Origin of the sequence: Microcystis sp. CS-574 (assembly GCF_028329095.1) — a bacterium.
GTDB classification, from domain to species: Bacteria; Cyanobacteriota; Cyanobacteriia; order Cyanobacteriales; family Microcystaceae; genus Microcystis; species Microcystis ichthyoblabe_A.
Window position 1 is genome coordinate 1 of record NZ_JAQMSY010000012.1, and the last position, 14404, is coordinate 14404.

Consider the following 14404-nt stretch of genomic DNA (forward strand, 5'->3'; position numbering starts at 1 on the left):
ACTGCGAAGGTTACATGATATCAGCCAGACTTGGAAACTATCTCATCAAATTAGTCCCCCCATAGAACCCCCTTGAGCCATCTTGCACACTTTTCTCTTTTTGTCAAATTTTATGTTAAGAAAGATGTGACTAATGGATAGATCAAGGGGGGCAGGGGGGATCGAACCTAAAATCCATTTTTAATTTAATTATAACCAGCTACTTAACTCGATTCGTTTCTGTTCTTTCAGATAGGTGGCTAATCTTGTTCCTGTCCAACGACCAAAACCAGATTTTATGAGAATATTTATCAATTGTCTCTAACAATATTTTCATATAATCCTCTGTCAGTATATTTTTTCTGGGTTCTGTACAGCTAATTAGCATCGGAATACTAGGGGAATATGTCGGCAGAATTTACGAGGAAGTTAAAGGCAGACCCACCTACACAATTGCTGAGTTACCTAGCTTACAAAATTATTGATTATTGTCAGTAATAATCGCTAAAATTGCCAGTTGATGGAGAGAATCAACGGCCTTCTTGAGTGCCGCTCTCTGTTTTTTCAAGACTAGGATACCAAAAGTATTGACAAATGGACAGCTTTGCTGTAAATTTGCTGGTGATAATCCTATAATTAGTCGCTCCGTAAGGGTAACAGCTAAAACTAAAAAACTATTCAGGACTAAGAATCATTTATGAAAGCGATCGTTTTGACCTGCGATAAGTACATTAAATTTGCTGATCACATGATTTATACTTATCAAAAATTGTGGCCAAGTAATCCTTTTACTTTTCGTGTTCCCTACGACAATTATCCTGAGAACTTAGCAAAATATGGCGATAAAGTGGAGTTAATTCCGATGGACTGTTCCAAGATCAGGGATACGGTTTTAAATCTCTTAAAAGACTTGCCTGATGAAGAATGGATTTATTGGTGCATGGATGATCGTTACCTGATCCGAATTCAAGAAGAGGCAGCTAATGATATCTACAATTTTGTTATCAATAACACCGAGTCCGATCTCCTAACAGTTCTCTGCCTGCGCCACCTTAAAGGTGGTTACTTTAAAAGCGACAAATTTATTCAAGAAGGAGTCAAGATTCTCACCCCTAAAAAGCAAGTCGTTTTACGAGAAACGGTATTTTCTCAAGCAGATACTCTCCCGGATATCTGGTCTCATCAATTCATAAAAGTAAAAGCTTTGAGAAGAGTTTTTGAAAGTTTTCCTCATCGACCATTTGTTGCTAAGGAAATGGATAGTTTCAGAATTACAAAGTTAGTGGGAGAAAGACAATTAATTGTGGACAAGAATATAGCCGTGTATGGGGAAAGCACCAGTCGCGGTGAAATCACAGAAAATTGCGCCGCTAGTTTTAAACGCTGGGGAATGGAGTTACCGACAAATATGAACATCTCTAAGAAATATCATGTAGTAGGAGAACTTCCCTATCAATGGCTAGGATTAAAAATAACCCCTCCTCCCAGAGTCAAACAGTTTTTAACCGATGTTACTCGCTGGTATTGGCGCAATGTGTGAGGGGTTGAAACCTCATCTCATACTAAATCCGTTGAGTATAGGCTACATATCAGGAAAGGCAAGAGGCAAAAGGGGGAATAAATAATCAGTTTTTAATAACCAGATTTAGTATCATCTAGAAGCAGACCCGTTCTTTTTTTTTGATTGTTCAGCCAAGTTCCACAGAGACGAAATTTCGCCTCTGTTAGCCGGACTGATAGCCGATTGAATCGCTAATAATTTTCTCGAGGATTTGTGCTAGGAGGATTTTCTTGGTAGGAAAAGCTGCTACCAAACTCGAATTCCTGTCCGTAGGCTTCCTCTCCGTGTTGAGGCACATCCAAACCTTCTGCTTCCGTATTCGGTTTAACCCGCAAATCCATGAATAAACTGAGAACTTTCAGGATGACAAAAGTACCCACGGCAGCAAAGATATAAGTAGCGGCAACGCCAACAAATTGCGTCCAAACTAAGCCGGGGTTGCCAAATAGTAAACCGTCATTACCGAAGGAATTAACCGATTTAGTCGCAAAAACCCCCGTAAGGATTGCCCCTATTGTCCCACCCACACCATGGACGGGATAGGTATCCAAAGAGTCATCAAAGCGCAATTTTGCTCGGAGACTAACCGCAAAAAAACAACTAAGGGCAGTGATCGAACCAATCAGAATCGCCCCAATCGGCAGCACATAGCCGGCAGCGGGAGTAATACCCACTAATCCCCCCAAAAATCCACTAGCAATACCGATCGCCGTCGGTTTACCGCGTAAAATCCATTCTATAAACATCCATGTCAAACCCCCGGCCGAAGCGGCGATCGTGGTATTAACAAAAGCTGTGGTGGCTAGGGAACTAGAGGAAAGTGCGCTACCCCCATTAAAACCAAACCAACCAAACCAGAGTAAACCGATACCGAGGAGAACAAACGGCACATTATGGGGTGCATAGGTTTGAGTTCCAAAACTACGCCGCGGACCGATTACCCAAGCGGCCACCAGTGCGGAAATCCCGGAACTAACGTGAACAACGGTTCCACCGGCGAAATCCAGCGCCCCAGTGGCTGCCAACCAACCCTTACCCCAAACCCAGTGAGCTAGGGGAGAATAGATAAAGGTGGACCAAAGCAGTAAAAACCAAAAATAGGCCTTAAAGTTGACCCGTTCTACGATCGCCCCCGAAATTAAAGCCGGGGTGATGATGGCGAACATCATCTGATAGACCATAAACACTTGATGGGGAACGGTGGGTGCATAACCGATATTGTCAGGTGCGGCGGCGGTGACTCCGTTGAGAAAAATCCAATCCAGACCACCGATAAAAGCTTCAATCCCTTCACCAAAACCACTTTTACCCGGGGTGACATCAAAAGCGAGACTATAACCCCAAAGCACCCAAGTTACACCAATTACGCCCATGGCTACCAAACTCATCATCATGGTGTTGAGGACGTTACGCGAACGTACTAAACCCCCATAAAAAAAAGCCAGTCCGGGGGTCATTAATAAAACTAAAGCCGACGAGATCAGCATCCAAGCTGTATCTCCAGCACTAATCGGATTGGGGGGAGCGGCGGCGACGGTTTCCGCAAAAACCGGGGCAACTCCGAAATTGAATCCCAGTCCCAGCAAAAGCATGGTTATTCCTACGATCTTTTTCATTGACGGTTGGTGCCTAGTAGCAAGATTAATTTTTTCTGTCTGGAAAGAGACAAAAAACCGAAAGAGAAAAGGTTTAGAAGCTAATTATAGCCACCGATCGCATCGGGGCGAGGCCTTCTTCCTTTTCTCTTTAACTTTGTCGGGGATCTAATTAATCTATCTTTACAAGGTTCACCCTAACGACTGCTGGGCGTTTCCATGTCAACACTGGAAGCATAATAGCCACCAGTAACGATATCGGACTCCTTGACGAAACCGCTATAGGCTTCCATTCCGTGTTCACCCACATCCAAACCTTCCATTTCTTCTTCGGGAGTAACACGAATACCGAGGGTAGCCTTAAGGATTGTCCAAACAATACCACTGACAATCACGGTAAATGCCCCTACTGCCACAATTCCGATAATTTGGTTAATAAACAGTTGGAATTGACCGGTGATTAAACCCGCATCTTTGTTGAAGATACCGACGGCTAAAGTTCCAAACACACCACAGACGAGGTGAACGGAAGTCGCACCCACGGGGTCATCAATTTTCAGGTTATCGAAGAAAGACACCGAGTAAACCACGACTACACCGGCAATTAAACCGATGATTGCCGCCGACCAATAGGATACACCATCACAACCGGCAGTAACGGCTACTAAACCGGCGAGAATACCGTTAATAATCATCGAAAGGTCAGGTTTACCATCTTTCGCCCAAGCGGTAAAGGTAGCGGCAATGCCACCCGCGGCCCCGGCGAGGTTAGTGGTGACAGCGATATAGGGTACAGTTTCATTAACTGCCAAAGTAGAGCCGGGGTTAAAACCGAACCAGCCAATCCAGAGAATTAAACAACCCAAGGTCGCGATACTCATGTTATGGCCGGGTAAGGCACTGGTGCGACCGTTGATGTATTTACCCATTCTCGGCCCGAGAATTGCCGCCCCGGTTAAAGCAGACCAACCACCCACCGAGTGAACCACCGTCGAACCAGCGAAGTCTTTAAAACCAAGGTCAGCTAACCAACCGCCACCCCAAACCCAGTGACCGGTGATCGGGTACATGATACCGACGATAATTAAGCTAAAAACGAGGAAATCGACGAATTTAATCCGTTCTGCCACCGCCCCAGATACAATGGTTGCCGCCGTTCCCGCGAAAGCTACTTGGAACAGGAAGAACACCGAGGTGGGCAAAGAGGCAGGCATAACGTAGGTGGCGGGATCGCTACTGCTAAGGAACCAACCTCCTGTACCGAAAAATTCGTTACTGACAGACCCAAACATCAGGGAGAAACCGATCGCCCAAAATGATATGGTGGAGAGGGCGAAAACGATCAGGTTTTTGGCCAGAACGTTAACGGCGTTTTTCTGACGACAGAATCCCGTTTCTAGCATCGCAAAACCCGCATTCATAAAGATCACGAGGATAGCGGCAATCAAAACCCAGATTGTATTAAGGGCGTTTTGGACATCTTCGGGGGTTAGGGGTTTCGCATCTTGGGCCTGTACGGCTGTGTTCCAAACCACAAAAATAATCGCGGACAAAGGAACACAGGCTAACCAGACAGGGTTAATTTTCGGTAATAAACCGACAAGTTCCCCAGATTTTCGAGCAATTCGTTTCATCGTTAATTCATTTACTTTTTTGAGTTAGTAGGTCGATTCATTACTGTTGAAAATAATTACCGAGCAATTATGTCCGTTCAAACGCTAAATCCTAGGAACAGAGGTCAATCATTTCAGAAGACCAAACAGCTAGGGATTTATCTTGAGGTGTGAGTAGTCAATGTTTTTTGATCTTTGTTTTTTTTTATTTGAGATTTCTGTATCCTCTGATACGTTTCACTTTAAAATAACAATAGTAGAGAAGTTATCAGTTATCAGATGTGAGTTTTCCGTTCACTGATTACTGTTTACTGGACGGCTACGCCGTGCCTTTGGCAACACTGAAAAAAGCTTCCCACTGACCACCGATTACTGTTTACTGATCACTGATAAAGTCTCCCCTCCTTTGGAGAAATCAACCATGGCCCGGGCAACGGAATTCGATCGCAAAATGATGCAAAGATGTCTAACCCTTGCTAGGCAAGCCTTGGGGCGAACTTCTCCTAATCCTTTGGTGGGTTCTGTGATTGTTCAAGAGGGGACAATTATCGGCGAAGGTTTTCACCCAGAGGCCGGACAACCCCATGCAGAAGTTTTCGCCCTGAGACAGGCAGCAGAAAAAGCCCGTGGTGCCACTTTATACGTCAATCTTGAACCCTGTAACCACTATGGACGTACTCCCCCCTGTAGCGAGGCAATTGTGCAAGCAGGCATTAAAAAAGTGGTGGTGGGGATGATCGATCCTAATCCCCTGGTGGCGGGGAAAGGCATTCAAAGATTAGAATCGGCAGGCATCGAGACGCTGGTGGGAGTGGAGGAGTCCGAATGTCGTCAACTCAATCAGGGTTTTATCCATCGCATCACCGCTAAAAAACCCTTCGGTATCCTCAAATATGCCATGACTCTCGATGGCAAAATTGCCGCCACTAGCGGTCATAGCGCCTGGATTACTAGCCCCGCTTCTCGCCAAATAGTCCATCAATTGCGATCGGTCTGTGATGCGATTATCGTCGGCGGTAGCACTGTCCGTCAAGATAATCCCCACCTCACCACTCACGGCCTCTCTGATCATAATCCCCTGCGCGTGGTCATGACTCGATCGCTCGATTTACCACCCTCCGCTCATCTTTGGGATACCAGTCAATTTCCCACCCTTGTCTATACACAAATTGATGCTAATGTCAAGCTTAAGCAACAATTATTAATAAAAGGCGTGGAAGTGATCGAACTCACCGAGGTGACACCCACTTTAGTGATGGAAAATCTTTATCAGAGGGGATTTTGTCAGGTTTTGTGGGAGTGCGGCGGCGGTTTAAGTGCAGCGGCGATCGCTGAGGGCATGGTACAAAAAATTATCGCTTTTATTGCGCCCAAGATCATCGGGGGAATCAAGGCACCTACTGCCGTGGGTGATTTAGGTTTCCAGCTAATGAGCCAAGCTTTACAGTTAGAAAATGTCACGGTTAATTATCTCAATCCCGATATTTTGATTGAGGGATATCTGCAAAGTGAAAAGTAGAGCTACTGCAATTCTGGCTCAATCGGCAAATCTCAACCAACCGCTTGCAAAAGTCAAAAAGTCATCAATAACCGCGATTTTTGCGTTCGAGTTCTAGAAATCGCCCCGCTGCCGTTAAATCCCTTTATCGGTACGGTTATCACCCTAGAGGAAGTTGGGCAATCGCTCTGTGATCAATGGTGCCATTATCGAGCAAAATAAAAAAGTTAGAATAGTCAAACCCTTAGTGATTGAACGTATGACGGTACTCGAAAAAGGTAATATCACGATTCATACCGAGAATATCTTCCCTATTATCAAAAAATCCCTCTACACTGACCATGAAATTTTTCTGCGGGAATTGATATCTAATAGTGTTGATGCCATCTCGAAATTAAAAATGGCTTCCTTAGCAGGAGAAGCGAGAGGAGAAGTCCCCGAACCAGAAATTAATCTCGCCATCGATAAAGAAAATCGTACCCTATCAATTACCGATAATGGGATCGGGATGACGGCGGAAGAAATCAAGAAATATATTAACCAAGTTGCCTTTTCCAGTGCGGAAGAATTTATCAATAAATACCAAAAATCAGCCAACGATTTAATCGGTCATTTTGGCCTAGGTTTTTACTCGGCTTTTATGGTGGCTAAAAAGGTAGAAATTGATACTCTTTCCTATCAGGAAGGTGCTACCCCTGTCCATTGGTGCTGTGATGGTTCTCCAGAGTTTGAATTAACCGATTCTTCCCGCAGCCAAATCGGCACCACTATCACCCTAACTTTAATGGATGAGGAAGGGGAATATTTAGAACCTGCCCGCATTCGCCAGTTAGTCAAAACCTACTCAGATTTTATGCCCGTTCCCATTAAAATTGATGGGGAAGTGATTAATCAACAACGGGCTTTATGGAAAGAATCTCCTCAAAATCTGACGAAAGAAGACTACCTAGAATTCTATCGTTATCTCTATCCTTTCCAAGAAGAACCTTTACTCTGGGTACATCTGAATACCGATTATCCTTTCTTGCTCAATGGCATTCTTTATTTTCCCAAACTCAGACCGGATGTGGATGTCTCAAAAGGACAATTAAAGTTATTCTGTAATCAGGTTTTTGTCAGCGATCATTGTGAGGAAATTATTCCCGATTTCCTGATCCCCTTGCGAGGAGTTATCGATAGTCCAGATATTCCTTTAAATGTGTCTCGAAGTGCTTTAACCAAAGATCGCACCGTTCGCCGTATTGCCGATTTTATTGCCAAAAAAATTGCTGATCGCCTCAAATCTCTCTACAACGAAGACGCAAAAGAATATATTCGTTGTTGGGAAGATGTGGGAACTTTTATTAAATTTGGTTCCTTAAAAGAGGATAAATTTAAACAGCAGGTAGAAGATATTTTAATCTATCGCACTACCTACAAAACCCCAGAAACTGCGGTACAAGTGGAAGTGCAAACCGCCGAAGGTGACGCATGGCAAGAAGCAACGGCGAAAACTCCCCTAGAAGCGATCGAACAGGAAGGTTATACTACTCTCAAAGCCTACCTGGAACGCCATAAAGAACGCCACGAAAATCGAGTTTTTTACTGTACCGATCCTCGTAGCCAATCCACCTACGTTGAACTCTACAAAAATCAAGGGTTAGAGATCCTCTTCTTTGATTCTTTCATCGATACTAATTACTTTATTCCTTTCCTAGAAAGAGAATACTCCGATGTGAAATTCACCCGGGTTGATTCTGAATTAGACTCGACGCTGCTCGAACAGGATCAAGCTAGTGAAATTATCGATCCCGGTAGTAATAAAACCCGGGCTGAATTGATCAAAGAAATCTTCGCCAAAGCTCTCGATAATTCCCGCATCAATATCAAAACTGAAGCCTTGAAATCCGATGATCCCCAAGGTACTCCCCCGGCAATTGTCTTACTTCCAGAAGCGATGCGACGCTTACAGGAAATGACGGCAATGATGCAACAAAAAGCCATGGCTTTCCCCGAAGAACACATTCTGATGATTAATACTAATCATCCCTTAATTCAACAGATTCTCCAGATTAGTCAGGGAAGTATTGTTACTGGTAGTGGCGAATCTCCATCGGCGCAATTAGCGAAAATGCTCTGTCAGCACGTTTATGATTTAGCTTTAATCGCTCAAAAAGGATTTGATGCCGAGGGAATGCAAGCTTTTGTGGAACGTTCCAATCGCGTTCTGACTAAGCTAACCGAAAAGATTTAATCTATTGCCAAACTTTGGCTGTTTCGATATGCTGAGAGTGTGTTAATTCACACTCTATTTTTTTAGCCCGATCAATATGTAACTAAGCTATCTTGCCGCCGTCAGCCTTGAATCAGTTATCAGTTATCAGTTATCAGTTATCAGATGTAAGTTTTCAGTTCACTTATACTGTTTACTGTTTACTGTTTACTGATAAGTAGGGAGGCACAATTATTTGTAGGATGGGTTAGGGGTAGCGTAACATGAGCGGGCGTTGGGTTTCATGCTTCAACCCAACCTACGTTCTGTTTACTGATAACTGTTTACTGATAACTGAAAAATGCGCTTACCCACCCTCAAATATGAGCGAGGAACCTTAATTCTCCATCCACCACCAAAAGGGAAAAAATGGCTAGATTTTGCCACTTGGGATGATCGTATCGAAAGATTTCGCATTTTGGCCATTCATTATCGTCCTCTCGTGGAAACCCTACAGGAGGAGGGCATTAACTTCCAAGATGAAGCAAAAGCTTTTAACAATTTAGAATTAATTGCCAGTTTTGAACGGGAACCCTACCCCCACCAAACGGAAGCGTTAATCGCTTGGAAAAAATCCCAGAGAAGGGGTGTTATCGTCCTTCCCACCGCTGCTGGTAAAACCTATCTTGCCCAATTGGCACTACAATCGACTCCCCGCAGCACCTTAATTATCGTGCCGACTATTGATTTAATGCACCAGTGGTATGCCCAGATGTTGGCGGCTTTTCCCGATGCCGAGGTGGGATTATTAGGGGGAGGTTCTAAGGATAATAGTGCTATTTTAATCGCCACCTATCAAAGTGCGGCAATTTATTCAGAAACTCTTGGCAATCGTTACGCTTTTTTGATTTTTGATGAATGTCATCATTTACCATCGGATTTCTTTCGGAAAATAGCGGAAGATTCGATCGCGCCCTATCGTTTAGGCTTAACAGCAACACCAGATCGCGGTGATGGTAGTCATCAGGATTTAGATTATCTTATTGGTACAATTGTTTATCAAAAAAGTCCCCAAGACTTGTCAGGAAAAGCCCTAGCGGATCATGAAATAATTCAAATTAAAGTGAAACTATCTGCCAAAGAACAGGAAAAATATCAAGAAGCGATTAAAATTCGCAATGATTTTTTAAGAAACAATAATCTCAGTTTGTCTGGTTTAGATGGTTGGCAAAAATTTGTCATGATTAGTGCCAGAAGTAGCGAAGGGCGCCGGGCCATGTTAGCGCACCGGGAGTCGAAGGAAATATCCTCTGGAACCCAGGGAAAATTGCGGGTTTTAGCCGAGTTAATCTGTGAACACTATCCGGAACCAATTTTAATTTTTACCAACGATAATGCCACAGTTTACCGCATTTCCGAGAGCTTTTTAATACCTGCCATAACCCATCAAACTCCCGTGAAAGAACGCCATGAAATCCTGACCCGTTTTCGTCAGGGAGAATACAAAATTCTGGTGACTTCCCATGTTCTCAATGAAGGGGTTGATGTGCCAGAAGCACGCATCGCGATTATTTTATCGGGAACCGGTTCCACTAGGGAATATATTCAGCGTTTAGGACGGGTGTTAAGAAAAGGCCAACAAGAGGATAAACGGGCGATTTTGTATGAAGTGATAGCCGAAAATACCACGGAGGAAAAAACCTCCCAACGACGACGGGGAGAGCAGAAAAATAAAACTAGCTATAAAACCGGTAATCGACAATTGGAATTATTGCCTTCTGCTCCGAAAAAATCTTTTTCTTTCCCGAAAGCTGCCGAATCTTCTACCCCTTGGGTGAGTTCTCCAGAGTCAGAGGAAGAATAAAAAATTTCTCTGGGGGATTTTCCTCTATAATAAAGGTAAAAAATCTAGATTGATACCCCTATGACCGAACTTGCCCAACAAAAATGTCAACCTTATCAATCGGGTTCTTCTCCTATCACTGCCGAAGAAATTACCGCTTTACAGGCTAAAATTCCCGATTGGAATCTCTTAGAATACGAGGGTATTCCCCGTCTGCAAAAACTCTATAAATTTGCCAATTTTCAAGGGGCAATTGCCTTTACTAATGCCGTGGGAGAAGCGGCGGAAAAAGAAGGCCATCACCCAGCTTTATTGACAGAATGGGGTAAAGTTACCGTTTCTTGGTGGACCCATGACGTGGGGGGATTACATCAAAATGATTTTATCATGGCTGCCCGTACCGATGATATTTATCGTCAACAAAATGCTTAATCGTAGGCACGAATCATCGCTTGGGTTCCCTGTTTAATTCCCTTGCCTTCGTCCAATTCCGCTACTACTTTAAATAGAGTTTCCGCTAAATCTGTCCCGGGCAGAATTTCCCCGGCTGTCTGGGCAGTTTCTTTGACTAATCGCAAATCTTTTAAAATATGTTCAATCATAAAAGCTGGCTGTAAATCTTGGGCGAGGATTTTTGGTCCCAAATTTTCCAACGCCCAAGAACCCGCCGCCCCCGTTTTACAGACTTCTATGACTAAATTGGGGTCTAATCCTTGAATTTTTGCCATTTTTAGAGCCTCACACAGCGCCACCATGTGAACCGCCCCCAAGACTTGATTACAGAGTTTTACCGCTTGTCCGTTGCCGATTTCGCCACACCAGCGAATAGTTTTACCCATGGCTTGAAAACAGGGCAAACAAGTCTGAAAATCCGCTTCTTTCCCTCCCACCATAATAGTTAAAGTGCCGTTTTTCGCCCCAATATCGCCCCCAGAGACGGGAGCATCGAGAAAACGGAGATTATTTTCCTCTAGCTTTTTACCAATCATCCTAGCGGCTTGAGAGCCAATGGTACTCATATCCACCACCAGAGTTCCCACCGCTGCCGATTCCACGACACCCCCCGGTCCTAAAATTACCGCTTCCACGTCAGGCACATCCCCGACGCAGGTAAAGACAATCTCGGCATCCCTGACGGCGGCGGCAATATTAGAACAAATGTTCGCACCTGATGCCCCAGCAATGGTTATCCCCGGCGCCTCTGGGGTACGATTCCAAGCATTGACAGCAAAACCCTGACGGACAAGATTAGCTGTCATCGGCGCTCCCATTACTCCTAATCCTAAAAAGGCAATTTTTTGACTCATAATTTTGGTAATCAAGGGAAAGGGAATTATGAATTATGAATTATGAATTATGAAGTGGGGTATATTTTCAGTGAACAGTAAACAGTTAACTGAAAACTAAAATCTGATAACTGATAACTGATAACTGATAACTGTTTTAGGATTCTACCATTTGCAGAAATTGGGCTTCTGAAAGGGTTTTAATGCCTAATTTTTGAGCCTTTTTGAGTTTCTCACCGGGAGCTTTACCGAGGAGAATATAATCAGTATTCGCACTGGGGGAACCGGTAACAGTACCACCGACATTAATAATCAATGATTTCGCTTGCTCGCGACTGATTTTGCTGAAGGTTCCTAGTATAACTACGGTTTTTCCCCTTAGGGGATTTTCTGCGGATTCTTGACTCGTCTGGACTATCTTTGCTGCTGGTTGCACTTCTAAACTTGTGTCGGCAACCGGGATTTTTTCTGTTGCTACTACCGGAGTTTCCTTGGCCATCACCGGGGGGGTTTTTGGTTCTTCTACCACAGGGGTTTCACTAATAATTGCTTCCGGTTCATTAGTAATAATGGGAGCAGTTTGTTTAGAGAAATCGTCTATTTCTTGCTGTAGGTTTTGAATTTTAACCACTAAAGCGGCGATTTCTGCTTGCTTAGTTGCTAACTCGCCCTCAAACTTAATTTTTTCCTTTTCTAAAGCTTTAGCCGCCATTTTTTGGGCTTCTAAACCTTCAGTTAGTTGGCGATTTTGTTGGCTTAATTCCTCGATATGACGGGAAGTTGTGGCTTCCAATTGGTCTTTTTCGGCACTTAATTGATGTAGTTGAATCTCTAAATTAGAAATATTTTCCCGATAGGTTTCTAGCTGTTGCGGTAACTGGGTTAATTCCTGTAATTGCCCTTCTAAATGGACAATTTTTGCCTGAGAATCAGCCAATTGTTGGGGTAACTGGGTTAATTCCTGTAATTGCCCTTCTAAATCAGCAATTTTTGCCTGAGAATCAGCCAATTGTTGGGGTAACTGGGTTAATTCCTGTAATTGCCCTTCTAAATCAGCAATTTTTTCGGCAGCAGTGGTTAATTCTGCCGATAATTCCCCTTTCTGGACTTCTAAAGCTTGTAACTCCAGTTTAGCTGCTTCGAGATGAGCGCCGAGACTGTCCTTTTCCGCGGTTATGGCGGTCACTTGAGCGACGGTTTCTTGCAGTTTTATAGTTAAATTGTCGCATTCTTGACCTAAAGAGAGCGATCGAGTTTGACTTACGGCTAAATCTTCGCTGAGAGACTTTTTTTGCTGCTCTAACCCAGTAATTTGACCCTGTAAGCTGGCTATTTCCTGCTGTCCTCGCTCATACTGTTCTGTTTGGTGAGCCAGATTCTGTTCTAAGGTTTGAATTTGACCTTGCAAGTTGGGAATTTGAGCAGCTAAATCGCTTAATTCTTGGTTTTTATGCTCTAAATCGGCCACTTTCGCCCTTAATTCCTCGGCTTTTTCTATATCTTGCTGTAAGAGAGCTTTATCCTGTTCTAGGGTCTGAATTTGACTATAGAGAGAGGTGGTCTGTTTTTTGGTCAAATCAAATTGACGGTTAATTTCGCCTTTTTGCTGCTCTAAAGTTTGAATCTGTGCTTCTAGGCTAGTAATTTGGGCTTTTTCTGCCTCTAACTGCTCCATAAAACCAGCTTTCTCCGCTTCTATGTCCTTAGCGGTGGTTTTCAGTTGTTCGATTTCACTCTCACCTATCTGGACAGCTTGCTGGAGGGACTGGAGAGAATTTTCTAAATCCGTAGCTTTGTGCTGTAATTGGGCGTAATGTTGTTCTATGTGAATGATTTTGGCGTGCAGCTGCTGATTTTCGTCTTTTAAATCTGATTGCGCCACGTCTAAACCCTTGACTTGAACCAACAAATCTGAGTTACTTTGCTGTAATTGCGCTTGTGCAGCTAAAAGGGCGGTATTTTTGCTGACGAGACTAGAGCGCGACCAGAGGAATAGTCCTCCGAAAACAGCACTTAAACCTAATCCTTCATAAATTAATTCGTTGAGCATATCTACCCTCCTAGACAAGCGAAAAACAGTCACCTAACCGAACTGATGCGGCAATTTTGGTTATAGACCTACATCTCTACTTATATCAGTTACGGGGTACATTCGGGGGAAGGGGGGAAAAGTCACTTCTTTCACCCTGCTGTAAAAAGTGATTTAGCTATTTGCGTCATGCTAATTTGTACCTGATCCCATTCTTGGGTGATTTCCAGGTCAATTTCTTCCTGATAATCAAAATAGTAGTCCATGGCCGCATGAGCTTCGGTTGATAATTATCCATTGTCAATTGCCTATTATCCATTGACCGCGATCGCCTTTTGACCTTTGACCCCTTCCCCTTGAACTGCGATCGCTGATTAGTTGATAGTCAATAATTGATTGAAAAAACACGGATGAGAAGTTAGGGACATTTTTTCTGGGCTAAGTCGCTAGAATGGGACTAGACTCCTCAAGCTTGAAGAATCTTCCTATGTCAGACGCTGTAACGATCGCCGATATTTACAAGTTATTTGAAAGAACTGAGGCCCAATTTGCCGAGTTTCAAAAGGAAGCTGATCGCCGCAGTGCCGAAGCTGATCGCCGCAGTGCCGAAGCTGATCGCCGCAGTGCCGAAGCTGATCGTCGCAGAGAGGAAGCTAATCGCACGATGGAAGAATTAAAAAAACAGGTACAAGAAACGACCAAAGCTGTTAATAACCTCACAACGCGCTGGGGCAGATTCGTTGAAGAAATGGTAGAGCCTGCGGTTGTGCGTTTATTTCAGGAACGGGGCATTGATGTCACCCACACGA

Annotated in this window: 10 protein-coding genes and 1 pseudogene; 7 read left to right on the forward strand and 4 right to left on the reverse strand. The window is 43.8% G+C overall.

From position 1 onward, the window contains the following. Positions 1-326: 326 nt before the first annotated feature. A pseudogene (locus tag PN470_RS00720) lies at positions 327-464 on the forward strand (glycosyltransferase); the annotation flags it as partial. Positions 465-676: 212 nt separating this feature from the next. Then, complete coding sequence (locus PN470_RS00725) at positions 677-1519, forward strand: hypothetical protein (protein WP_271938372.1); 843 nt, start codon at positions 677-679, stop codon at positions 1517-1519. A 212-nt stretch (positions 1520-1731) separates the two neighbouring features. Here PN470_RS00725 and PN470_RS00730 read toward each other — a convergent pair whose 3' ends face one another. Together PN470_RS00730 and PN470_RS00735 are read right to left on the reverse strand one after the other, a co-directional pair. Then, positions 1732-3156 carry an ammonium transporter gene (locus tag PN470_RS00730; RefSeq protein WP_044034301.1) on the reverse strand — a complete coding sequence of 475 codons (1425 nt, stop codon included), beginning with the start codon at positions 3154-3156 and terminating at the stop codon, positions 1732-1734. A gap of 176 nt (positions 3157-3332) precedes the next feature. After that, on the reverse strand, positions 3333-4769 hold the full coding sequence (locus PN470_RS00735; RefSeq protein WP_004158875.1) for an ammonium transporter: 1437 nt from the start codon (positions 4767-4769) through the stop codon (positions 3333-3335). A 400-nt stretch (positions 4770-5169) separates the two neighbouring features. On the opposite strand from PN470_RS00735, the gene ribD reads away from it, so the two are divergent. The 4 genes from ribD (at position 5170) to PN470_RS00755 (ending at position 10712) form a co-directional block, all read left to right on the forward strand. Then, positions 5170-6267 (forward strand): bifunctional diaminohydroxyphosphoribosylaminopyrimidine deaminase/5-amino-6-(5-phosphoribosylamino)uracil reductase RibD, encoded by a 1098-nt coding sequence (ribD, locus tag PN470_RS00740; RefSeq protein ID WP_272103360.1) that lies wholly within the window; start codon positions 5170-5172, stop codon positions 6265-6267. A gap of 238 nt (positions 6268-6505) precedes the next feature. Continuing rightward, positions 6506-8479: a molecular chaperone HtpG gene (gene htpG / locus PN470_RS00745; protein WP_271938374.1), complete on the forward strand. Its 1974-nt coding sequence runs from the start codon at positions 6506-6508 to the stop codon at positions 8477-8479. Between the two features lie 319 nt (positions 8480-8798). After that, complete coding sequence (locus PN470_RS00750; RefSeq protein ID WP_272103362.1) at positions 8799-10301, forward strand: DEAD/DEAH box helicase; 1503 nt, start codon at positions 8799-8801, stop codon at positions 10299-10301. A gap of 60 nt (positions 10302-10361) precedes the next feature. Further along, positions 10362-10712, forward strand: coding sequence for a 4a-hydroxytetrahydrobiopterin dehydratase (locus PN470_RS00755; protein ID WP_002744294.1), 351 nt, complete (start codon positions 10362-10364; stop codon positions 10710-10712). On the opposite strand, the gene PN470_RS00760 is transcribed toward PN470_RS00755, so the two are convergent. Both PN470_RS00760 and PN470_RS00765 read right to left on the reverse strand, forming a co-directional pair. Then, positions 10709-11587: an NAD(P)-dependent oxidoreductase gene (locus PN470_RS00760; protein WP_271938357.1), complete on the reverse strand. Its 879-nt coding sequence runs from the start codon at positions 11585-11587 to the stop codon at positions 10709-10711. The genes PN470_RS00755 and PN470_RS00760 overlap by 4 nt on opposite strands. Positions 11588-11723: 136 nt before the next feature. Continuing rightward, entirely contained in the window at positions 11724-13616 is a 1893-nt protein-coding gene (locus tag PN470_RS00765; protein ID WP_271938355.1) for a BRCT domain-containing protein, read from the reverse strand. Between the two features lie 466 nt (positions 13617-14082). Between PN470_RS00765 and PN470_RS00770 the strand changes: the two genes are divergently transcribed. Continuing rightward, on the forward strand, positions 14083-14404 hold a 322-nt coding region (locus PN470_RS00770; protein ID WP_272103364.1), incomplete at its 3' end, for a DUF3782 domain-containing protein.

Coding starts and splice junctions, on each gene's coding strand:
- PN470_RS00755 (WP_002744294.1), top strand. CDS start 10,362: ATGACCGAACTTGCCCAACAAAAATGTCAACCTTATCAATCGGGTTCT.
- PN470_RS00750 (WP_272103362.1), top strand. CDS start 8,799: ATGCGCTTACCCACCCTCAAATATGAGCGAGGAACCTTAATTCTCCAT.
- ribD (WP_272103360.1), top strand. CDS start 5,170: ATGGCCCGGGCAACGGAATTCGATCGCAAAATGATGCAAAGATGTCTA.
- PN470_RS00730 (WP_044034301.1), bottom strand. CDS start 3,156: ATGAAAAAGATCGTAGGAATAACCATGCTTTTGCTGGGACTGGGATTC.
- PN470_RS00760 (WP_271938357.1), bottom strand. CDS start 11,587: ATGAGTCAAAAAATTGCCTTTTTAGGATTAGGAGTAATGGGAGCGCCG.
- PN470_RS00725 (WP_271938372.1), top strand. CDS start 677: ATGAAAGCGATCGTTTTGACCTGCGATAAGTACATTAAATTTGCTGAT.
- PN470_RS00735 (WP_004158875.1), bottom strand. CDS start 4,769: ATGAAACGAATTGCTCGAAAATCTGGGGAACTTGTCGGTTTATTACCG.
- PN470_RS00765 (WP_271938355.1), bottom strand. CDS start 13,616: ATGCTCAACGAATTAATTTATGAAGGATTAGGTTTAAGTGCTGTTTTC.
- htpG (WP_271938374.1), top strand. CDS start 6,506: ATGACGGTACTCGAAAAAGGTAATATCACGATTCATACCGAGAATATC.